Origin of the sequence: Roseovarius salincola (genome assembly GCF_026891095.1) — a bacterium.
GTDB lineage: Bacteria > Pseudomonadota > Alphaproteobacteria > Rhodobacterales > Rhodobacteraceae > Roseovarius > Roseovarius salincola.
In genome coordinates this window covers 123,005-143,750 of record NZ_JAPTNL010000007.1, presented here as the reverse complement: position 1 = coordinate 143,750, position 20,746 = coordinate 123,005, and the positions used below count along the sequence as shown (strand labels likewise).

The window sequence follows — 20,746 nt, the reverse complement described above, 5'->3', positions numbered from 1 at the left end:
GCGACGGGGAAGATATGCGTTAAGGAGGCCCGTGAGATATGGCTAAACCGCTTATGGCAAAGGCCACCGCCGTCTGGCTGGTGGATAACACGACCCTCAGTTTCAAGCAGATTGCCGATTTCTGCGGCCTGCATGAACTGGAGATCCAGGGAATCGCCGATGGCGACGTCGCTGCCGGGGTGAAGGGTTTCGATCCGATCGCCAACAACCAGTTGACCCAGGCCGAGATCGATGAGGCGGAAAAGGACCCGCTGCACCGGCTGTCGCTGAAGTTCAACCCCGCCGCCGTTGGTGAGGAAAAGCGCCGTGGCCCGCGCTATACGCCGCTGAGCAAGCGTCAGGACCGGCCAAATGCGATCCTGTGGCTCGTGAAATTCCATCCCGAACTGGCCGATGCGCAGATCGCCAAGCTGGTCGGCACCACCAAGCCGACGATCCAGACGATCCGTGAGCGCACGCATTGGAACATCTCGAACATGCAGCCGATCGACCCGGTCGCTCTGGGCCTGTGCAAGCAATCCGAACTGGATGCCGCCGTTCAGAAAGCCGCCGCCAAGCGCGCCAAGGAAGGCGAGGCGATGAGCGATGACGAGCGCCGCAAGCTGCTGAGCACAGAACAAAGCCTGGAAGCCGAGAACGAGCCGCGCATTCCGACCGCGATCGAGGGTCTCGAGACCTTCAGCCTGAGCGGCAACGACACCAGCCGCGAGAAGGAAGAGGAGCTTGACGCCGAGAGCTTCTTCAACCTGCCCGCCGGGTCGGATGACGATGATGATGAGGATGACGACGCCACGGGCGGACGTCGCTGAGTCAGCAAGGCCGCAGGCGCCGCGCCCGGATCATGGCCCGGTCGCCCCAGGGGTGGCCGGGTTTTTCGCGGGATCACAGGTGTTTGCGAGCCGCCAGTGCGGCGCTGATCGTGCCGTCGTCAAGATAATCGAGCTCGCCGCCGATCGGCACGCCCTGCGCCAGCGAGCTGAGGGTCACCCGCCCTTCGAGCTGATCGGCGATGTAATGCGCCGTCGTCTGGCCGTCGACCGTGGCGTTGAGGGCAAGGATCACCTCGCTGATCTCCTCGGCGTCTATCCGGTTCACCAGTTGCGGGATGCGCAGGTCTTCAGGACCGACCTGATCAAGCGCGCTCAGGGTGCCGCCCAGCACATGATAGCGCCCTTTGAAGGCATGTCCGCGTTCCATCGCCCAGAGATCGGCCACATCCTCGACCACGCAGATCTGGCCGTTTGCGCGTTTCTCAGAAAGGCAGATATCGCAGATATCGGTGGTGCCCAGATTGCCGCAATTGAGGCATTCCCGGGCTGTGGCGGCAACCGTTTGCATCAGGTCTGCCAGCGGCATGAGCTGCATCTCGCGCTTGGCGATGAGGTGCAGGACCGCACGGCGCGCCGAGCGCGGACCGAGGCCGGGAAGCCGGGCCATCATCTCGATCAGGGCGTCGATGTCGCGGTTGGAGCTCATGGGTCAGGTGCCTGAGGCTGGCGGCAGGCGTGGGGGCCAGCCCCCACACCCCCGGAGTATTGAGGGCAAGATGAAGGCCGGGTCAGAAGGGCAGTTTCATGTCCTTGGGCAGGCCGAGCCCTTCGGTGACCTTGTTCATTTCGTCCTGAGCGCGGGCGCTGGCCTTGGCCTGTGCGTCCTTGATGGCGGCGAGGATCAGGTCTTCCACGACTTCCTTGTCATCGGCATTGAAGATCGAGGGGTCGATGTCGAGCCCCTTGAGCTCGCCCTTGGCGGTGCAGCTGGCCTTGACCAGCCCGGCGCCGGATTCACCTTCGACCATGATGCTGTGCATTTCCTCCTGCAGTTCGGCCATCTTCTGCTGCATGTCCTGGGCGGCCTTCATCATCTTGGCCATGTCGCCCATCTGGCCCAATCCTTTGAACATTCTTGTCTCCTTGTGGGGCGGGCCGTCTTGTGGCCCGGCTTGTCGGTTCGATGTGTCTCGTTCGGTCATATCGGGTCGCGTGCGGCGACAGGCAAGGCGTGATGTGCCACTTGTGGGATTCAGTCTTCCTCGAAGGGGTCCCATTCCTCTTCGACCTCGGGCAGGGCGTCCGCGCCGGCCTCGGCGGCGATGTCCTCTTCGGTGCGGATGTTGGTGATCTGCGCCCTGGGAAACGCGGTCAGCACGGCCTGGACCAGCGGGTGCCCGGCGGCTTCGTCACGCAGCGCGGTGTCGGCGGCATCGCGTGTCTCGGCGATGGTGTCGCCGCCACCCTCGTTGACCACACTCACGCCCCAGCGTGTCCCGGTCCAGCGTTGCAGCGCGGCGCCGAGGCGCTGCCCGAGGTCGGCGGGCGCGTCGGCGGTGGGCTGGAATTCAATCCGGCCGGGGCGGTAGGCGGCAAGGCGCAGATGGGCTTCGACCTCGACCAGCAGTTTCACGTCGCGGTTGGCGCGTATCAGTTCGACCACATGCGCGAAGCTGGGGTAATGGGCGAGCGCCTGGTCGGGGGCGAGCGCAAGCGCCTGATTGCCGCTTGAGGCGCTCGGGCCGGAAGGGCCGCCATGGGTGGGCGCGGGGGCGCTTTCGCCTTGGGCCGGGCTGCCTTGGGCGACGCCGGTGCTGGTGCCTGATGCCGGCGCGGCGCCAGCGCCTGAAGGCGGAGGCGCGGGGGGCTGGGGCGTGTCGCGCAGCTTGCGCACCAGTTCTTCGGGGCTGGGCAGGTCCGCCACATGGGTGAGGCGGATTACCGCCATTTCGGCGGCCATCATGGCGTTGGGGGCCTCGGCCACCTCGTCGAGCGCCTTGAGGAGCATCTGCCACATGCGCGTGAGCACCCGCATCGGCAGGGCTTCGGCCATGGCGCGGCCACGGGCGCGTTCATCGGGACCGATGGTGGGATCTTCCGCTGCTTCGGGGGTGATCTTGACGACCGAGATCCAGTGGGTGATCTCGGCGAGGTCGCGCATCACCGCCATCGGGTCGGCGCCTTCGGCATACTGGGAGGAGAGTTCGGTCAGGGCGCCGGCGGGATCGCCTTTCATGACGAGGTCGAAGAGATCGAGCACCCGGCCGCGATCGGCGAGGCCCAGCATGGCGCGCACCTGGTCTGCGCCGGTTTCGCCCGCGCCATGCGATATCGCCTGATCCAGGAGCGACGTGGCATCGCGCGCCGAGCCTTCGGCGGCGCGGGTGATGAGCGCGAGGGCGTCGTCGGTGATGGAGGCGGATTCGGCGTCGGCGATGCGGCGCAGGAGGGCGATCATCGCCTCGGGTTCGATGCGGCGCAGATCGAAGCGCTGGCAGCGGCTGAGAACGGTCACCGGGACCTTGCGGATCTCGGTGGTGGCGAAGATGAATTTCACATGCTCGGGCGGTTCCTCGAGGGTCTTGAGCAGCGCGTTGAACGCGCTGGTCGAGAGCATGTGCACCTCGTCGATGATGTAGATCTTGTAGCGGGCGCTGGCGGCACGATAGTGAACGGAATCAATGATTTCACGGATGTCGCCGACGCCGGTGCGGCTGGCGGCGTCCATCTCGAGAACGTCCACATGGCGGCCTTCCATGATAGCGCGGCAGTGTTCGCACTGGCCGCATGGATCGGTGGTGGGGCCGCCCTGGCCGTCGGTGCCGATGCAGTTCATGCCCTTGGCGATGATCCGGGCGGTGGTGGTCTTGCCGGTGCCGCGGATGCCGGTCATGATGAAGGCCTGTGCGATCCGGTCGGCAAGAAACGCGTTCTTGAGCGTGCGCACCATCGCGTCCTGGCCCACCAGGTCGGCAAAGGTCTCGGGCCGGTATTTCCGGGCCAGAACCTGATAGGGTCGGGCAGGCGCGTCGGGGGCGGCGGCGTCAAGGGGAGCGTCGGTCATGTATGGCCTTTGGGATTCGCAAGGTCGCTTGTCAGCCTAAAGCCGGGGGCGGGGGGCGTCCACCGGTAAGGCGGCACGTGGGCATGATGCGCGCAACTTGCTTTTGCGACGCGCTGCGGCAAGGCTGTATCAGGGAGGCACTGGCCGGGAAAGCACCCTGCGCAAGGTGCGAAGGGAGAAGGGGAAGGATGCGGGCGGCGGCAATTATTCATGCAGCGGATCGCCTGTAATATATTGAAAAGATGACAGGTTTCATAATTTACGCGCTCAAGGTCTCGGACGGAATACTGGCGATTGCGCCGATGCCGGGACGTGGTGGGCATTACAGCGAGGACCTTGCGCATCTGCGCGACTGGAGGCCGGCGCTGGTGATCTCGATGGTCACGCAGCCGGAACTGGCCGGGCATGGGGCGGGCAGTCTGGGCGGCGACGTTCAGGACATGGGCACGCGCTGGGCGCATGTGCCGGTGGCTGACATGGACATCCCCGGCCCCGAGGCCGCCGAGGCCTGGCATGCGGCCAGCAATGCGGCCCTGGCAGCGTTGCAGGGGCAGGGGCGGGTGCTGGTGCATTGCGTGGGCGGTTGCGGGCGCTCGGGGATGGCGGCGCTGCGGCTGATGATCGAGGCCGGAGAGGCGCCGGAGGCGGCGATGGCGCGGTTGCGGGCGATCCGGCCATGCGCGGTCGAAACGGTGGAGCAGAAGGAATGGGCGTTTCGGGCCGCAAAGGGGCCGAATCGGCCCTAAGATATTGGTAAACAAGCAAAACGGCGATCTGCATCGCGCCGGTATCACATCGGTTTCGCGTCGGTATCGCGCACTGCACAGCCCCGGATGAACAGGGCGCGCGTTGCGTTTTGTACGAAATGCCCGCCCGAACCGTACGGAACAATCGCGCCGCGATGCGGGCGCGAAGGGCATGACGGAGTGAGGGGGGGATAAGGTGAGAGGTTGGACAACGACCCAAGCGTGGCTCGTTACGGCTGCTTCCTTCCGGACCTGACCGGGTTGGCGAGGTGCCTGCCCGCGCCAACCTCTCAGGGCCTACCTAGGCGTCCTGACGCGGATTCGCAAGGGGGCAGGCATCTCAGGCGCGGGTGGCGGGGCTGTGCGGCCCAAGGGGAACGCGCAGCCTGAGAAAGCCGCGCGGTGTATCGCCAAGATCGGTGGCATCGAGGGCCGCGATGTCGTCCGGGTGGTCGCGCAGTCCGGGGCCGGTCTTGACGATGGCGCTGGTGCCCGGCGACATCGGACAGAAGGCCCAGCCGGGCGTCGCGGGCGCGGGGGCGCGAGCGGAAGCGGGGCCGTCGCGGATGTGGCGTGCCAGCAGGTCGCGCACCGGGGTGATGGAACGATGGACGATGTCGTCCTCGGGCAGCGCCCGGTAAGGCCCGCCACCCGCGGCGCGGTATTCGCTGGTGGCGATCAGGAACCTGTCGTCACAAGCGACAGGGCGACCCTGGTGGCGCAGGTCTCGTACGCGGTGCGAATCCGTGTCGCTGCGCGCACCGTCCGGGCCATAGCGCGGCGGTTGCGAGAGGTCGATGCGATAGGTGACGCCCGCGATCACGTCGAAGGCGTGCCCCGGCGAGAGCGGATCGGTGAGCGGTTGATCGGCGACCCCCGGCAGGAACCGGTGAAAGCAGCTTGCGCTGCGCTCGAGCCAATCCAGGAGGTCCGACCCGGTGATGCGCGCGCCCACCAGCGTATTTGGAAAGGCATAGAGATCGGCCACGTTGCGCAGCCGCACGGGACCGGCGGGAATGTCGGTGAAGTGATGCGGCCCCGCGCGCCCGCCGGTCCGGAATGGGGCGGTCGCCGAAAGGATCGGCAGGGCGCTGTCGGGCGTGCCTGTGACGGCATGGGCCAGCGCGCTGGTCTGGGCGGCGTTGACAAGGCGCAGGGCGGGATCGTCGCGCACCAGGGCAAGGTAGCTGTGCAGCGGTGCCGCGGTGGCCCCGAGCGGGCGATTGATCAGCCGCATGGTGGCGCGATGCGCGCCCGCCACGGTCTTGACCACGGCGGGGTCGGCAGGGGTGGGCGGCGCGCCGCTGCCGGGTTGCAACGGGCGCAGCGTGGCGCGGTGGTCGATGGTGCGCCAGCCCTCGGGATCATGCATCAGCACGAGGTCAAGCAGGCCCAGATGCGAGCCCGCGAAACCCGCCATGATCGCGGGAATGCCGTTCAGGCTGCCGTGTTCGGCGCTGACACCGGGCAGGCCATGGTGATCGGGGCCGGGGAACAGGCGGTGGCTGTGACCGGCCAGCACCGCGTCGATGCCCGGCACCAGTGAAAGCGGCAGCGCCGCGTTTTCCAGGCCGGGATGGTCGGGGCTGTCGTCGATCCCGCTATGGGCCAGGGCGATCACCAGATCGGCCCCGGCGGCGCGCAGGCCGGGCACCAGGCGGCGGGCGGTTTCCGTGATGCCTGCGCTGTGCAGGCGCCCTCGCAGGTGGTGGCGGTCCCAGATGGAGATCTGCGGCGGCACCAGCCCGATCACGCCGATCCGCAGGTCATGCGCCTGACCGGCGGTGTCGGTGAGACGGCGTTCAAGGATCAGGGGGCGCGCGAAGGGCAGCGACGTGTCGCCAAGCGCGTGGACATTGGCGCAGGTGATGGGGAAGCGCGCCGATTCCAGCGCGCGGCCAAGCGCGGGCAGGCCGAAGTTGAATTCGTGATTGCCCAGCCCCACGGCGTCGTAATCCAGTGCGTTCATCGCCGCGATCACCGGATGCGGGCCGGTCCAGCCGTCGGGCTGGCCGGCCATGTCGCTGAGCGGCGTGCCCTGAAGGAAATCGCCATTGTCGAAAAGCAGGCAGTTGGGGGATTCGCGGCGGGCCTGGCGGATAAGCGTGGCCAGACGCGCCAGACCCAACGGTCTGTCATCCTGGCCGGAATGATAATCGAACGGCATGACGTGACCGTGAAGGTCGGTCGTCTCCAGCAGCCGCAGATGCAAAAGAGCGCCGGAGCGGGCGTCAGCCAGGCCCCGGTATTCGCGCGGTTCGGTCACGTGATGTTCGTCGCTTTGGGATCGGGTACATGGTGAAACTCGCAAGGGACCGCGGCAGGGTGCCGCAGGGACAAACAACTGGTTAACGTCGGCACTATGCACTGCTTTGGAAGTAATGAAAACAACTTTAACGCGAGTATGTCCGATTTCGGCCCGGAGTGTCGCCCGGATTGCGGCGCTGATAGCAGAGCCTTGCCGCGGCGCGTCGGACGTGGCACCTGCTGGCGTGAAGGAGAGGCGCGATGAAACATGCCGAGACGGTGACTTTCGGGGGCTCGGGGCTGGACCGGGCGGCCGAGCTGCGCGGGGATGCCGCGACACTCGACGACTGGATCGCGGCCGGTCAGGCCGAGACGCTGCTGAGCTGGCGCGGCAAGCCGTTGCTTGCCGGTCTGGCGAAGGACGATCCGGGCGGCGCGCGGCTTGTGCGGTTGGGGATGGACCACCCGGTTCTGAGGCATTGCGTCGCGCCGCCGGTTCTGCTGGGGCGCGATGACGGGCGGCTGGTGTTCATCCACGATATCTCCGGCTGGGTGCCCGAGGGGCTGGACGATGGCGCGCTGGGGCAGTTCCTGGACCCCACCGAGCAGCGCCATCCCGACCTGCCCGAGGGGCTTGTCTTTGCCGAGTTGCGCCGGGTGATGACGTGGTTAGGCCCGCGCGACGCGGAGCTGGCGGCGACCGGCAAGGCGATCCTGGGCTGGCATGCGACGCATCGGTTCTGCGCGCGATGCGGCGAGGAGAGCCGCATGGAGAAATCCGGCTGGACGCGGATCTGCGGTGCCTGTGGCGGGCAGCATTTCCCGCGCACCGACCCGGTGGTGATCATGCTGATCACGCGCGGCAACCGGGTGTTGATGGGGCGCTCGCCCGGCTGGCCCGAGGGGATGTATTCATTGCTGGCGGGGTTCGTCGAGCCGGGCGAGACGATCGAGGCGGCGGTGCGCCGAGAGGTCTTGGAGGAGACCGGCATCACGGTGGGCGGGGTCGGCTATCTGGCCAGCCAGCCCTGGGCGTTTCCGGCCTCGTTGATGATCGGGTGCCGGGGGGTGGCGATGAGCGATGAGATCACCATCGACCCGGTCGAGATCGATGACGCCCTGTGGTTGAGTCGCGAGGATATCATGCAGGCCTTTGCGGGCGAGCATCCGTTCCTTTCCCCGGCGCGTAAGGGGGCGATTGCGCATTTCCTCTTGCGCAACTGGCTTGCGGATACGCTGGATTGAGGGAAGAATGCGCGCCTGACGTAACCAGTGCAGGCAAAGGGTCCCCGCAATGAAGATGAGCGCCCAAGAGGATATCGAGGCACCGATCGCGTTCGTTTATGAGCAGATCACCGATTTTCCCGGATTTGAGCGAAAGGCGTTGCGGCGCGGGGCCGAGGTGGTCAGCGTCGAAAGCCCGACCGCGCTGGCGCCGGGGCTGGCGTGGGACGTGAGCTTCAAGTTGCGCGGCAAGCAGCGCAAGATCCAGATCGAGGTGAAGCAGCTCGATCCGCCCAACGGGCTGGTCATCGCCTCGCGCGCGCCGACGATCGGCGGCGACATGGTTGTGGACCTGGTCGCCCTGTCGCGCAGCCGCACGCGCATGAGCATTGCCATCGCCATGGAGCCCAAGACCCTGTCGGGGCGGCTGATGGTGCAGTCGATGAAGCTGGCGCGCAAGACCCTGACACGGCGGCTGCGCAAGCGGGTAAGCGAATACGCCCTCGACATGGAAGAGCGCCACAAGCGGATCGCCTGACGCCAGCGGCGTCAGTGGCGCCTCGGATCGGCGGGATAAACGCCCAGCATGTTGATCTGCGAGGTGAAGTAATCCAGCTCGTCAAGCGCGCGGCGCACGCCCGGATCGTCGGGGTGGCCTTCGATATCTGCATAGAACCGCGTTGCCGTGAAGGAGCCGTCGACCATGTAGCTTTCCAGCTTGGTCATGTTCACGCCATTGGTGGCAAAGCCGCCCATCGCCTTGTAGAGCGCCGCCGGGATGTTGCGCACCTCGAAGACGAAAGAGGTCATCATCCCGTCATCGCCCCGGCGCGTCATGTCGGGTTCGCGCGCCATCACCAGGAACCGGGTGGTGTTGTTGCCCTCGTCCTCGATATGGCGCGCCAGCACGTCGAGCCCGTAGATTTCGCCGGCCAGTTCGCTGGCCAGCGCGGCGAGGTCGGGTTCCTCGAGCTCGGCGACATGGCGGGCCGACCCGGCGGTGTCGGCGCCGGTCACGCGGCGGATGTCGTGCCGGGTCAGGAAGTCGCGGCACTGGCCCAGCAGCATGGTGTGGCTCATGGCGCGTTTCACCGAGTCAAGGCGCGTGCCGGGCAGGGCCAGAAGGTTGATATGCACACGCACGAAGGCTTCGGCGATGATGTGCAGGCCGGATTCGGGCAAGAGGTGGTGGATATCGGCGACGCGCCCGAAGGTCGAGTTCTCGACCGGGAGCATGGCCAGTTCGGCATGGCCTTCGCGCACCGCGTCGATGGCGTCCTCGAAGGTGCGGCAGGGCATTGCTTCCAGGTGGGGATAGGTTTCGTGGCAGGCCTGATGCGAATAGGCGCCGGGCTCGCCCTGGAAGGCAATGCGCTTGGTCATGGGTGGCTTTTCCTGTCAGAATGCCCGAAGGTCGGGCGTTTGGTCGCGCAAACTACACCTTGCGCCGGACAAGGGGAAGCGGATAGATACCGCGCGACGGATACTAACGGGAAACGGGCTCATGTTCGATACGATGACATTCACCAAGATCGTTGGCGCCCTGTGCGGTTCGCTTCTGATCTTCATGCTGGGCGGCTGGGCGTCCGAGCTGATCTATCACACCGGCGGCGGCCATGGCGACGACCATCAGGCCGGTTACGTGATCGAGACCGGCGATGACGAGGGTGGCGAGGCCGAGGCCGAGGAAGGCCCGAGCTTTGCCGAGCGTTACGCCGCTGCCGATCCCGACAAGGGCGAGCGTGTGTTCAACAAGTGCAAGGCGTGCCACAAGCTTGAGGAAGGTGTGAACAGCACTGGCCCCTACCTGCATGCCATCGTCGGACGCGCCGTGGATGCGGCAGAGGGTTTCGGATATTCGGGCGCGCTTGAAGAGGTCGCCGAAGTCTGGACGCCCGAGAATCTTTATCACTTCCTCGAGAATCCCCAGCGCTTTGCGCCCGGCACGTCGATGAGCTTTGCCGGCCTGGGCAAATCCGAGGACCGGGTGAATGTGATCGCCTATCTGGACATGACCGATGGCGAGATGACCGAGGTCGCCGCCGCCGAGGGTGGCGCGACCGAAGAGGCCGCGGCAGAAGCACCCGCCGAGGAAGCACCCGCAGAGGACGCCGCGACCGAGGAGGCGCCCGCCGAGGAAGCCGCAGCCGAGGACGCCCCCGCCGAGGAAGCCGAAGCCGGTGGTGAAGGGTCGGAATTCGCCGCGATGGTCGCTGCCGCCGATCCCGAGGACGGCGCGAGCGCATGGCGCCGCTGCCAGGCCTGCCACAAGCTGGAAGAGGGCAAGAACGGCGTGGGTCCCCATCTCTACGGGATCGTCGGCCGCGAGATGGCCAATGTCGAGGGCTTTCGCTATTCCAAGGCGATGGAAGGTATGAGCGGCACCTGGACGGTGGACGAGCTCGATGCATGGCTGGAGAACCCCAAGGAATACCTGCCGGGCAACAAGATGTCCTATGCGGGCCTGAAAAAAGAAGAGGATCGCGCGGCGCTCATCGCCTATATGCAGGCCGAATCCGAGTAAATCCGCGCCAAGCGCAAGTCAAAGGCCGTCTGCCGGGGTTCCGGTGGGCGGCCTTACGTATTTGTGAGTGTGAAAAGCCGCTCGGCATCGCATCGGCGCTTGAACATGGGCGGGCGCGTCCATTAGCCTGCGCCATGCGGCCGGTGCGCCGCCCTTATTGCGGCTGACAAGGAGATCGGCATGACCGGACAGCGCAGCCGGGCCAAGGCCCGCGTGATGCCCCTGAGCGCCCCGCGCAAGGCGATTCTGGCCCTGATGGGGCTGACGATCGCGGCGCTCAGCGCCCACATGGCACGGGCCGAGGATCATGTGATCCGCTCGCACGGGTATTCCTATTACGGCGATCTGACCTATCCGGCGGATTACGAGCATTTCGACTACGTCAATCCCGATGCGCCCAAGGGCGGGGAAATCTCGCTTTATGCGCCGGGGACGTTCGATTCGATGAATCCCTATTCGCGCAAGGGCCGGGCCGGCAGATATTCATGGATGGTCTATGAAAGCCTGCTGGGCGAGATGCCCGCCAGCGGCGGCCCCGCCCCGGCGGATGTTTACGGCGAAATGTACGGTTTGCTGGCGGAAAGCCTTGAATATGACGAGGGCAAGACCTGGGTCATCTTCAACATGCGCCCCGAGGCGCGGTTTGCCGATGGCACGCCGGTCACCGCGCATGACGTGGTGTTCTCGCACAACCTGTTCCTGGAGCAGGGGTTGCCGTCTTATGCGCAGGCGGTCAGCCGGCGGATCACCGGGGCCGAGGCGCTGGACGATCACCGCGTCAAGTTCACCTTTGCCGAGGATATCTCGCGCCGGTCGCTGATCGACCAGGTGGGCAGCACGCCGGTTTTCCCGAAAGCCTGGTATGAAGAGAACGGGGCGCGCCTTGACGAGCCGCGCCTGGAGGCGGCGCCGGGGTCCGGCCCCTACCAGGTGGCCAGCTACGACGTGAACCGGCGCATCGTTTATGAGCGCGATCCCGATTATTGGGGCAAGGATTTGCCGATCAACCGGGGGCGGCATAATTTCGACCGTATCCGGATCGAGTATTTCGCCGATGACAGCGCCGCTTTCGAGGCCTTCAAGGCGGGTGAATACACGTTCCGCGCCGAGACCAATTCCAAGAGCTGGGCGACGGGATATGATTTCCGGGCGGTGGACCGCGGCTGGGTCCGGCTGGAGGAGCTGCCCGACGGCACGCCCCCCACGCCCAACGGTATCGTGTTCAACCTGGCGCGCGCGCCCCTGAAGGACATGCGCGTGCGCGAGGCGGTGGCGCTGGCCTATAATTTCGAATGGACCAACGAATCGCTGCAATACGGGCTGTTCAGCCAGCGCCATTCCTTTGTGCAGGATACGCCGCTGGAGGCCGAGGGCGTGCCCGAGGGCGCGGAACTGGAACTGCTGAAATCGCTGGGCGACGTGGTGCCCGAGGCGATGCTGAGCGAACCGGCGCGGCGCGCGCATGAATCGAACGGCAGCCGGCTGAATGACCGGCGCAATCTGCGCCGGGCGATGAAGCTGTTGGACGAGGCGGGCTGGAGCGTGGGCGAAGACGGCAAGCGGCGCAATGCGCAGGGCGAGCTGCTGAGCCTCGATTTCCCGATCCCGTCATCGGGTTCGGCGACGCTGAGCGCGGTGGTGGAGAGTTTCGTGAGCAATCTCAAGCTGATGGGGATAGATGCGCGCCAGGAAAAGGTGGACCCGTCGCAGTTCACGATGCGCAGCCGGGATCGTGATTACGATCTGGTCTTTGACAGTTACACCAGTTTCCTCGGCGCGGGCACGGGCCTGATGCAGCGGTTCGGCAGCGAGGATGCGGCGTTCAGCCTGTTCAACCCCGCCGGGCTGGCCAGCCCGATGGTGGATGCGATCATCAATGCCGCGCTCGATGCCGACACCCGCGAGGAGGAAGACACCGCGCTGACCGCGCTGGACCGGGCGCTGCGGCACGAATTCTTCATGGTGCCGGTCTGGTACAATGACAGCAACTGGGTGGCCTATTGGGACATGTACGAGCATCCCGACGCTCTGCCGCCCTATGCGCTGGGGGTCTTGGATTTCTGGTGGTACAACGAAGACAAGGCCAAGGCGCTCGAGGAGGCGGGCGCGCTGTGACGAGGGCCGGGGCGGTGATCATGACAAGCACGGGAAGGGGCGTCTGAATGGGCGCCTATATCCTGCGCAGGCTCTTGCTGATCCTGCCCACCTTGCTGGGGATCATGGTGATCAATTTCGCGCTGGTGCAGTTCGTGCCGGGCGGACCCGTCGAGCAGGTGATCGCCAACATGCAGGGCCAGGGCGACGTGTTCGAAAGCTTTTCGGGCGCGGGCAGCGATGCGGGCAGCGACATGAACGCCCAGGGCGGCGGCAATTCCGACTATATCGGTGCGCGCGGCCTGCCGCCCGAACTGATCGCGGATCTGGAGCGCCAGTTCGGCCTGGACAAGCCGCCGCTGGAGCGGTTCCTCAACATGATGTGGAACTACATGCGCTTCGATTTCGGAGAGAGCTATTTCCGCAAGATCGAGGTGACCGACCTGGTGCTGGAGAAGATGCCGGTCAGTATCAGCCTGGGCCTGTGGTCGACGCTGATCGCCTATCTGATTTCGATCCCGCTGGGCATCCGCAAGGCGGTCCATGACGGCGGGCCGTTCGACACATGGACCAGCGGGGTCATCATCGTGGCCTATGCGATCCCGGCATTCCTGTTCGCGATCATGCTTCTGGTGCTGTTCGCGGGGGGGAGTTACTGGCAGATCTTCCCGCTGCGCGGGCTCACGTCGGACAATTGGGAGCAGCTGAGCCTTGCGGGCAAGATCGCGGATTATTTCTGGCATATCGCGCTGCCGGTCGCGGCCTCGACCATTTCGGCCTTTGCGACGCTGACGCTGCTGACCAAGAACAGCTTTCTGGACGAGATCAAGAAGCAATACGTGATGACCGCCCGCGCCAAGGGGCTGAGCGAGAAGCGGGTGCTTTACGGGCATGTGTTCCGCAATGCCATGCTGATCGTGATCGCGGGGTTTCCGACGGTGTTCATCGGGGTGTTCTTCGGCGGTTCGGTCCTGATCGAGACGATCTTTTCGCTCGACGGGCTGGGGCGGCTTGGTTTCGAGGCGGCGGTGGGGCGCGATTACCCGGTGATGTTCGGCACGCTGTTCCTGTTCGGGCTGATCGGACTGGTGGTGAATATCATGAGCGATCTCATGTATGTGCTGGTCGATCCGCGCATCGATTTCGAGAAGCGGGAGGGCTGAGCGATGCGGATGGGCGCGCACATGGCCGACCGGGCAGACGAGGGGGCGCTGCCCCCGTCGCCGCAAGCGGCGACTCCCCCGGAGTATTTCGGGAACAGTGAAGACCGGGGGCGGGGACGATGACATTGTCGCCGCTCAACCAGCGCCGCTGGCGCAATTTCAAGCGCAACCGGCGGGCGTTCTGGTCCTTGCTGATCTTTTCGGTGATCTTCGTGATCACGCTGTTTGCCGAGTTTGTGGCCAATGACAAGCCGATCCTGGTGCAGTATCGCGGCGGATTCTACACCCCGGTGTTGAATTTCTACCCCGAGACCGCCTTTGGCGGCGATTTCGAGACCGAGGCGATCTATCGCGACCTGGAGGTGCAATGCCTGATCGCGTCGGGGGGCCTGGATATCTGTTTCGACGATCCCGAGGCGGTGATCGCGGATGCGCAGGACGGGGTCGTGGACGGCGAGGCGATCGAGGCGGGCTGGATGATCTGGCCGCCCATCCCCTACAGTTACGACACCACGGTCGACCGCCCCGGCGCGGCCCCCCTGCCGCCCAATGAGCAGAACTGGCTGGGCACCGACGACACCAAGCGCGACGTGCTGGCGCGGGTGATCTACGGGTTCCGCCTGTCGGTCATGTTCACGCTGATCGTGACCGCGCTGTCATCGGTGATCGGGATTTTCGCGGGCGCCTTGCAGGGCTATTTCGGCGGGCGGCTGGACCTGATCTTTCAGCGGCTCATCGAGATCTGGGCCTCGACGCCGCAGATCTACGTCATCATCATCCTCTTTGCCATTCTGCCGCGCAGTTTCTGGCTGTTGGTGGTGATCACCGTGCTGTTCGGCTGGATGGCGCTGGTGGGGGTGGTCAGGGCCGAGTTCCTGCGCGCGCGCAACCTGGAATATGTGCGCGCCGCCAAGGCGCTGGGCGTGGGCAACCTCACGATCATGTTCCGTCACATGCTGCCCAATGCGATGGTCGCGACGCTGACCATGCTGCCCTTTGTCATCACCGGCACGATTTCATTGTTGGCGGGCCTCGATTTCCTGGGCTTCGGCCTGCCATCGAGTTCGCCGAGCCTTGGCGAGCTGACATTGCAGGCCAAGCAGAACCTGCAGGCGCCGTGGCTGGCCTTCACTGCGTTCTTCGCCTTTGCCATCATGTTGTCGCTGCTGGTCTTCATCTTCGAAGGCGTGCGCGATGCGTTCGATCCCAGGAAGACCTTTGAATGAGCAAACTGACGGTCAGGGATCTGAAGGTGGGCTTTCGCCAGGACGGGCAGATCGTGCCGGCGGTGCATGGCGTTTCGTTCACCGTGGAGCAGGGCGAGACCGTGGCGCTGGTCGGCGAGAGCGGTTCGGGCAAATCGGTGACGGCGCTGAGCACCGTGTCGCTGTTGGGCGGATCGGCGCAGGTCGAGGGGAGTGTCACGCTTGACGGGGAGGAGCTGATCGGTGCGCGCGCTGGCAAGCTGCGCCAGGTCAGGGGCAACGATATCAGCTTCATTTTCCAGGAGCCGATGACCAGCCTCAACCCGCTGCACACGCTGGAAAAGCAGATCACCGAGAGCCTGGCGCTGCACCAGGGGCTGAGCGGCGAGGCGGCGCGCGAGCGGATCCTGCAATTGCTGGAGCGGGTCGGGATCCACGAAGCGGCCAGCCGGTTGACCGCCTATCCCCATCAGCTGAGCGGCGGGCAGCGCCAGCGCGTGATGATCGCCATGGCGCTGGCCAACAAGCCCGGCATCCTGATCGCGGATGAGCCGACGACCGCGCTGGATGTCACCATCCAGGCGCAGATCCTGGAATTGCTGGCCGAGCTCAAGCGCGAGGAGGGGATGGGCCTGTTGTTCATCACCCATGATCTCAACGTGGTGAGCCGCATCGCCGACCGGGTCTGCGTGATGAAGGACGGGCGGATCGTGGAAAGCGGCCCGACCCGCGAGATTTTCGACAATCCGCGCCATGACTATACCCGCAAGCTGCTGGCGGCGCGGCCCTCGGGGGCGCCCGACCCGGTGCCGCAAGGCGCGAAACCGGTGGTCGGCACCGATGCCCTGCGGGTGTGGTTCCCGATCCAGAAGGGGTTTTTGCGCCGGACCGTGGGCCATGTGAAGGCGGTGAACGCGGCGAGCATCGAGGTGCGCGCCGGTGAGACCCTGGGGATCGTGGGCGAAAGCGGTTCGGGCAAGACCACGCTGGCGCTGGCGATCATGCGGCTGATCCAGTCCGAGGGGGGCATCACCTTTGACGGCGAGGATGTGAACGGCTGGTCGACGCGGCGGCTGCGCAAGCGGCGGCGTGACATGCAGATCGTGTTCCAGGACCCGTTCGGCAGCCTGTCGCCGCGCATGACCTGCGAGCAGATCATCGCCGAGGGTCTGGGCGTGCATGGCAACCCGGAGGGGCGCAAGCCGCGCGACCTTGTGGCCGAGGTGATGCAGGAGGTCGATCTGGACCCGGTGATGATAGATCGCTACCCGCATGAGTTCTCGGGCGGGCAGCGCCAGCGGATCGCCATCGCCCGCGCCATGATCCTGCGGCCCAAGATGGTGGTTCTGGACGAGCCGACATCGGCGCTGGACATGACCGTGCAGGTGCAGATCGTCGACCTGCTGCGCCGTCTTCAGGTGAAATACGGTCTGGCCTATCTGTTCATCAGTCATGACCTGGCGGTGGTGCGCGCCATGAGCCACCAGGTCGCGGTGATGAAGCAGGGCGATATCGTGGAATATGGCAGCGCGCGTGACCTGTTCGAGGCGCCGCAGACCGAATATGCAAGGACCCTTTTGCAGGCGGCGCTGGATGTGAGCGCCTAGGGCGGGGCGCGCCGGGCGAAAACCTGATATCAGAGGCCGGGCAGGTCGAGAACCAGCGCGGCGTGATCGCTGGCATGGGGGCGGTGTTGCCCGGTGCCGGGAAGATGGATCGGCGCGCGGGTGGCCTCGCGGCCAAGGCCCTGGCGGTGGATTTCGGGTTTTGCCGCAGGACAGGCTCGCGCCAAAGCGGGGCTGGCGAGCATGGCGTCGGGGCGGCCATAGGTATCCGACCAGGCATCGTGGCGGGTCCAGCGCTCTGCGGGTGCAAGGCGCTCCAGCAGATCGACGCCAAACGGAGGCCGGATTGGCGCGGTGGCCGGAGGATCGCCGGGCTGCCAGGGATCGTTGAGATCGCCCAGGATCAGCCACGTGGCGCTGGCGGGATCGGCGAAGCGGCGTTCGATCAGGCGGCGGGTGGCCTCGGCTTCGAGGGCGCGAATGCGAAAGGCGCGTTCGGGGTCGGGATAGGGCGCCTTGAAATGCACCGCGAAGAGCGTGAGGCCGGGCAGTTCGATGCGCAGGCAGTCGCGGCGGAAGACGGGCAGGTCGGCGGCGGTGCCTTCGGGCGCGCGCAGGCCAAGACCGGCGGGGCGCAGCGCGGCATGGCTGACCACCTCGAGCGGCGCGCGGCGCGCCAGCAGCGCAAGGTCATAGCCGCTTCCGTCATTGCCGGGCAGGCAGCTGCGATGCCGATAGGCGGGCAGGCCCAGGGGCATGAGCAGCTTGTCGTGGAAATGATCGAGCGTGGCCTGGTCGAACACTTCCTGGAGGACCAAGAGATCGGCGTTGAGGTCGCGGATGATCCGGGCGCTCAGCGCCCGGTCGCGGCGTGCCAGAGCCGCACCGCCGGTTTCGGGCGTGTCGCCGTCGCGTGCGCCGCTCAGGCGCCCGTCGCGCAGGCGCAGGCGTTGCAGGTTGAAACTGGCGATGCGCATCGCCGCCCCTTTCAGATGGCCGAGCTGTGGCCTGCCTTGCTGAGCGCGTAGGCGTCGATGCTGCGCGCGATCATCCGGGTGAGGGGGCGCGCCTCGTGGGGGACGCGAAGCCCCTGCTCATCGAGTTGCAGAAGGCCGCCGAACTGCGCGGCGCTGGTTCGCAGAATTTTGTGGACCTGTTGGGGCGAGATGTCAAAGCGTTGGCACAGATCGCGCGTATCGATGCGGAATTCGCACATCAGTTGTTCGATCATCCGGCCCCGCAGACGATCCTCGGGCGAGAATACATGCCCGCGCGCGGTGGAGAAGCGCCCGTCGCGGATGGCGCCGGTATGGGCGCCGGTGCCGGGGTCGTTCTGCGCATAGCCCTGCGGAAAGCGCGAGATGGACGAGGCGCCAAGGCCGATCAGCACATCGGCGGTGTCGTCGGTATAGCCCTGGAAATTGCGCCGCAGGCGGCCGGTCTTGAGGGCGATATTGAGCCCGTCATCCTGAGCGGCGAAATGGTCGATGCCGATCTCGGCGTAGTTGTCCCAAAGAAACAGCCGGCGCGCGGTGTCGAAAAGTTCGAGCCGTTCCTCGGGGGTGGGGAGCGCATCGGAGGGCAGCATCTGCTGGCGCTTGGCCATCCACGGCACATGGGCATAGCCGTAAAGCGCGACGCGGTCGGGATTGAGCGACAGGAGCTTTTGCACGCTTTCGGTGATTCGCGCCTTGCTCTGGTGGGGCAGGCCGTAAAGGATATCGGCATTGAGGCTGGCAACGCCGCGGGCGCGGATCTCTTCCACGGCCCAGCGGGTGACGTCATAGCCTTGCAGGCGACCGATGGAACGCTGGATGTTCTCGTTGAAGTCCTGAATCCCGACCGAGGCGCGGTTCATGCCCGCCGCTGCCAGCGCATCGAGGCGCGGGGCGTCGATCTCGTTGGGGTCGATCTCGACGGAGAATTCTGTGCGCTCGGTGAAGGGCGCGACCTGTTTGATGGCCTGTGCGAGGTCTTCGATCATGCCCGGTGGCAACAGGGTCGGCGTGCCGCCACCCCAGTGCAGGCGCGACAGGCGCACGTCGTCGGGCAGGTGCCGCGCGAGCATTGACAGCTCGGCCTTGAGTGTTTCGACATAGGCGGCGACGGGGCGATCGCTTTGGGTGCCCTGCGTGCGGCAGGCGCAGAACCAACAGAGCCGCCGACAGAAGGGCACATGGACGTAAAGAGAGATTTCCGCGCCCCGTGGAATGGCGGATATCCAGCGTGAGAACAGCGTCGAGTCGACGCCGCCGCCGAAATGCGGCGCGGTCGGATAGCTGGTATAGCGCGGAACCCTCGCGTCAAAGAGACCCAGTTTCGCGAGTTGTGCTTTCATAGCCATGATTCAAGCGATAGGATGGCTTGAAACACACAGCCTTGATTCAGATCAAAACCATTACGGACCCAAATGATGCTCGACCCTGAAACCCAGGCCATCCCGCGCGATTGCGGCGACTGCCCGATACGGCATCGTGCCGTTTGCGCGCGTTGCGAGGCCGACGAGTTGGAGCTGCTTGACCAGATCAAGTATTACCGCAACTTCGAGGCCGGGCAGACCGTTGTCTGGGCGGGCGACAAGATGGATTTCGTCGGTTCGGTCGTGTCGGGCATCGCCACGCTGACCCAGACGATGGAGGACGGGCGCACCCAGATGGTGGGCCTGATGCTGCCCAGCGATTTCGTGGGCCGTCCGGGGCGCCAGACCGCCGCTTATGACGTGGTGGCGACCAGCGACATGGTGATGTGCTGTTTTCGCAAGCAGCCTTTCGAGGACATGATGAGCCGCACCCCCCATATCGCGCAGCGCCTGCTGGAGATGACGCTGGACGAGCTGGATGCCGCGCGCGAATGGATGCTGGTGCTGGGCCGCAAGACCGCACGCGAGAAGATCGCGAGCCTGCTGTCTATCATTGCCCGGCGCGACGCGGCGCTGAACATCGCGGGGCGGCAAGGGCCGATGGTCTTCGTCCTGCCGCTGACGCGCGAGGCGATGGCGGATTACCTGGGGCTGACGCTGGAAACGGTGAGCCGCCAGATTTCGGCGCTCAAGCGGGACGGGGTGATCGTGCTGGAAGGCAAGCGCCATGTGACGGTGCCCGATTTCAACCGCCTGCTGGACGAGGCGGGCGATGACAGCGATGGCGGGATGCTGGCCTGATCCGCGCCGCGCCGCCGCCCGAACAAGCCCGACGAAACACCAAGGGCCTCGCTTGCGCGAGGCCCTTTTCAGTGAAGCAGGCTTGGCCCCGACCTTTCCCCCACCTTGAATAAGGTCGGGCCGGGGCGCCGCGTGCCGTCAGTGAGCCATGAAGACCGGCAGACTGGCCTGTTCGAGCATGTAGCGGGTCGCGCCGCCGAACACCGCCTCGCGGAATCGCGAATGACCATAGGCGCCCATCACGATCATGTCGGCGTCCATATCCGAAGCATGGCGCATCAGCACATCCGAGATGCGCGGCATCGTCTTGGACAGCACGTCGATTTCGACCTGCACGCCGTGGCGCGCAAGGTATTGCGAGATCTGGCCGCCGGGATCGGAGCGGTTGGGACCGTGCTGGGGCGGGTCGATCACCACCACATGCACCTTGTCGGCCCCAACCAGAATCGGCAGCGCCGAGCGCACCGCGCTGAGCGCCTCGGCGCTTTCGTTCCATCCGACCATCACGCGTTTGGGCATGGGCGCGGGTGCGGCGCCATCCGGCACGATCAGCGCCGGGACATGACCTTCGAACAGGGCGGATTCCGTCACCGGCTCCAGTTCGGCGCCGCGCCCCTCGCCATAGGGCTGTGCCAGAATCGCAATATCCGAGAACCGCGCGCGCGCGGCAATGTGGCGCCCCAGATCGGCCAGTTGCGCGACACCGCCTTCGCTGGACCAGCGGATGCCGGACCCTTCGAGCAGCTTGGTCACGCGTTTTTCGATCGCTTCGGATTCCTCGTGGGCGCGGGTGATGGTTTCCTGCAGGACGACGGCGCTGGCCCCGGCATAATAATAGCCGGTCTGGCTGCGGTCGACGCCGAGGCAGAGCACCTCGAGATGGGCGTCATGCGCCTTGGCCATGGCAAGCGCATGGGCCATGACGTCATCGACCAGATCTTCGTCCGTAACGGCGGAAAACAGGCAATTGTAGGACATGTCGCA

The 20,746-nt window shown here is 65.7% G+C and carries 18 protein-coding genes and 1 other RNA gene; 10 read left to right on the top strand and 9 right to left on the bottom strand.

Translation table 11 applies throughout. The features are described 5' to 3' along the window. The first annotated feature begins 38 nt into the window (after nucleotides 1–38). On the top strand, nucleotides 39–809 hold the full coding sequence (locus tag N5A93_RS10100; protein ID WP_268954965.1) for a DUF1013 domain-containing protein: 771 nt from the start codon (nucleotides 39–41) through the stop codon (nucleotides 807–809). A gap of 73 nt (nucleotides 810–882) precedes the next feature. Here N5A93_RS10100 and recR read toward each other — a convergent pair whose 3' ends face one another. The 3 genes from recR to N5A93_RS10085 all read right to left on the bottom strand — a co-directional run bounded on the left by recR (nucleotide 883) and on the right by N5A93_RS10085 (nucleotide 3,834). Continuing rightward, nucleotides 883–1,476 (bottom strand): recombination mediator RecR, encoded by a 594-nt coding sequence (gene recR / locus N5A93_RS10095; RefSeq protein ID WP_268954964.1) that lies wholly within the window; start codon nucleotides 1,474–1,476, stop codon nucleotides 883–885. 82 nt (nucleotides 1,477–1,558) lie between these two features. Then, nucleotides 1,559–1,903 (bottom strand): YbaB/EbfC family nucleoid-associated protein, encoded by a 345-nt coding sequence (locus tag N5A93_RS10090; protein ID WP_268954963.1) that lies wholly within the window; start codon nucleotides 1,901–1,903, stop codon nucleotides 1,559–1,561. A 119-nt stretch (nucleotides 1,904–2,022) separates the two neighbouring features. Then, nucleotides 2,023–3,834: a DNA polymerase III subunit gamma/tau gene (locus tag N5A93_RS10085; protein WP_268954962.1), complete on the bottom strand. Its 1,812-nt coding sequence runs from the start codon at nucleotides 3,832–3,834 to the stop codon at nucleotides 2,023–2,025. Between the two features lie 242 nt (nucleotides 3,835–4,076). On the opposite strand from N5A93_RS10085, the gene N5A93_RS10080 reads away from it, so the two are divergent. Continuing rightward, nucleotides 4,077–4,580, top strand: a complete 504-nt coding sequence (locus N5A93_RS10080) for a protein-tyrosine phosphatase family protein (RefSeq protein WP_268954961.1) — start codon at nucleotides 4,077–4,079, stop codon at nucleotides 4,578–4,580. Between the two features lie 194 nt (nucleotides 4,581–4,774). On the opposite strand, the gene ffs is transcribed toward N5A93_RS10080, so the two are convergent. Continuing rightward, an RNA gene (ffs, locus tag N5A93_RS10075) (signal recognition particle sRNA small type) lies at nucleotides 4,775–4,873 on the bottom strand. A gap of 47 nt (nucleotides 4,874–4,920) precedes the next feature. Next, nucleotides 4,921–6,846: a bifunctional 2',3'-cyclic-nucleotide 2'-phosphodiesterase/3'-nucleotidase gene (locus tag N5A93_RS10070; RefSeq protein WP_268954960.1), complete on the bottom strand. Its 1,926-nt coding sequence runs from the start codon at nucleotides 6,844–6,846 to the stop codon at nucleotides 4,921–4,923. A 242-nt stretch (nucleotides 6,847–7,088) separates the two neighbouring features. Here N5A93_RS10070 and nudC point away from each other — a divergent pair, with 242 nt between their 5' ends. Together nudC and N5A93_RS10060 are read left to right on the top strand one after the other, a co-directional pair. Continuing rightward, a complete protein-coding gene (gene nudC, locus N5A93_RS10065; protein WP_268954959.1) occupies nucleotides 7,089–8,072 on the top strand; it encodes an NAD(+) diphosphatase in 984 nt (327 codons plus the stop codon). 49 nt (nucleotides 8,073–8,121) lie between these two features. Next, nucleotides 8,122–8,589: an SRPBCC family protein gene (locus N5A93_RS10060; protein WP_268954958.1), complete on the top strand. Its 468-nt coding sequence runs from the start codon at nucleotides 8,122–8,124 to the stop codon at nucleotides 8,587–8,589. Nucleotides 8,590–8,600: 11 nt separating this feature from the next. Here the strand turns inward: N5A93_RS10060 and N5A93_RS10055 are convergent, their stop codons facing one another. Continuing rightward, nucleotides 8,601–9,434: a prephenate dehydratase gene (locus N5A93_RS10055; RefSeq protein WP_268954957.1), complete on the bottom strand. Its 834-nt coding sequence runs from the start codon at nucleotides 9,432–9,434 to the stop codon at nucleotides 8,601–8,603. Between the two features lie 121 nt (nucleotides 9,435–9,555). On the opposite strand from N5A93_RS10055, the gene N5A93_RS10050 reads away from it, so the two are divergent. The 5 genes from N5A93_RS10050 (at nucleotide 9,556) to N5A93_RS10030 (ending at nucleotide 16,644) form a co-directional block, all read left to right on the top strand. Beyond that, complete coding sequence (locus N5A93_RS10050; protein WP_268954956.1) at nucleotides 9,556–10,575, top strand: c-type cytochrome; 1,020 nt, start codon at nucleotides 9,556–9,558, stop codon at nucleotides 10,573–10,575. 180 nt (nucleotides 10,576–10,755) lie between these two features. Further along, complete coding sequence (locus tag N5A93_RS10045) at nucleotides 10,756–12,690, top strand: extracellular solute-binding protein (protein WP_268954955.1); 1,935 nt, start codon at nucleotides 10,756–10,758, stop codon at nucleotides 12,688–12,690. A 47-nt stretch (nucleotides 12,691–12,737) separates the two neighbouring features. Beyond that, on the top strand, nucleotides 12,738–13,832 hold the full coding sequence (locus N5A93_RS10040; protein ID WP_268954954.1) for a microcin C ABC transporter permease YejB: 1,095 nt from the start codon (nucleotides 12,738–12,740) through the stop codon (nucleotides 13,830–13,832). 119 nt (nucleotides 13,833–13,951) lie between these two features. Beyond that, complete coding sequence (locus tag N5A93_RS10035) at nucleotides 13,952–15,058, top strand: ABC transporter permease (protein WP_268954953.1); 1,107 nt, start codon at nucleotides 13,952–13,954, stop codon at nucleotides 15,056–15,058. Beyond that, nucleotides 15,055–16,644, top strand: a complete 1,590-nt coding sequence (locus tag N5A93_RS10030; protein ID WP_268954952.1) for an ABC transporter ATP-binding protein — start codon at nucleotides 15,055–15,057, stop codon at nucleotides 16,642–16,644. Before N5A93_RS10035 ends, N5A93_RS10030 begins: the two co-directional genes overlap by 4 nt. Before the next feature lie 29 nt (nucleotides 16,645–16,673). On the opposite strand, the gene N5A93_RS10025 is transcribed toward N5A93_RS10030, so the two are convergent. Together N5A93_RS10025 and hemN are read right to left on the bottom strand one after the other, a co-directional pair. After that, nucleotides 16,674–17,579, bottom strand: a complete 906-nt coding sequence (locus N5A93_RS10025) for an endonuclease/exonuclease/phosphatase family protein (RefSeq protein WP_268954951.1) — start codon at nucleotides 17,577–17,579, stop codon at nucleotides 16,674–16,676. Nucleotides 17,580–17,590: 11 nt separating this feature from the next. Beyond that, nucleotides 17,591–18,946: an oxygen-independent coproporphyrinogen III oxidase gene (gene hemN, locus N5A93_RS10020; protein ID WP_268954950.1), complete on the bottom strand. Its 1,356-nt coding sequence runs from the start codon at nucleotides 18,944–18,946 to the stop codon at nucleotides 17,591–17,593. A gap of 69 nt (nucleotides 18,947–19,015) precedes the next feature. Here hemN and fnrL point away from each other — a divergent pair, with 69 nt between their 5' ends. Beyond that, on the top strand, nucleotides 19,016–19,762 hold the full coding sequence (fnrL, locus tag N5A93_RS10015; protein WP_268954949.1) for a transcriptional regulator FnrL: 747 nt from the start codon (nucleotides 19,016–19,018) through the stop codon (nucleotides 19,760–19,762). 138 nt (nucleotides 19,763–19,900) lie between these two features. Here the strand turns inward: fnrL and N5A93_RS10010 are convergent, their stop codons facing one another. After that, nucleotides 19,901–20,740, bottom strand: coding sequence for a universal stress protein (locus N5A93_RS10010; RefSeq protein ID WP_268954948.1), 840 nt, complete (start codon nucleotides 20,738–20,740; stop codon nucleotides 19,901–19,903). Nucleotides 20,741–20,746: the final 6 nt, after the last annotated feature.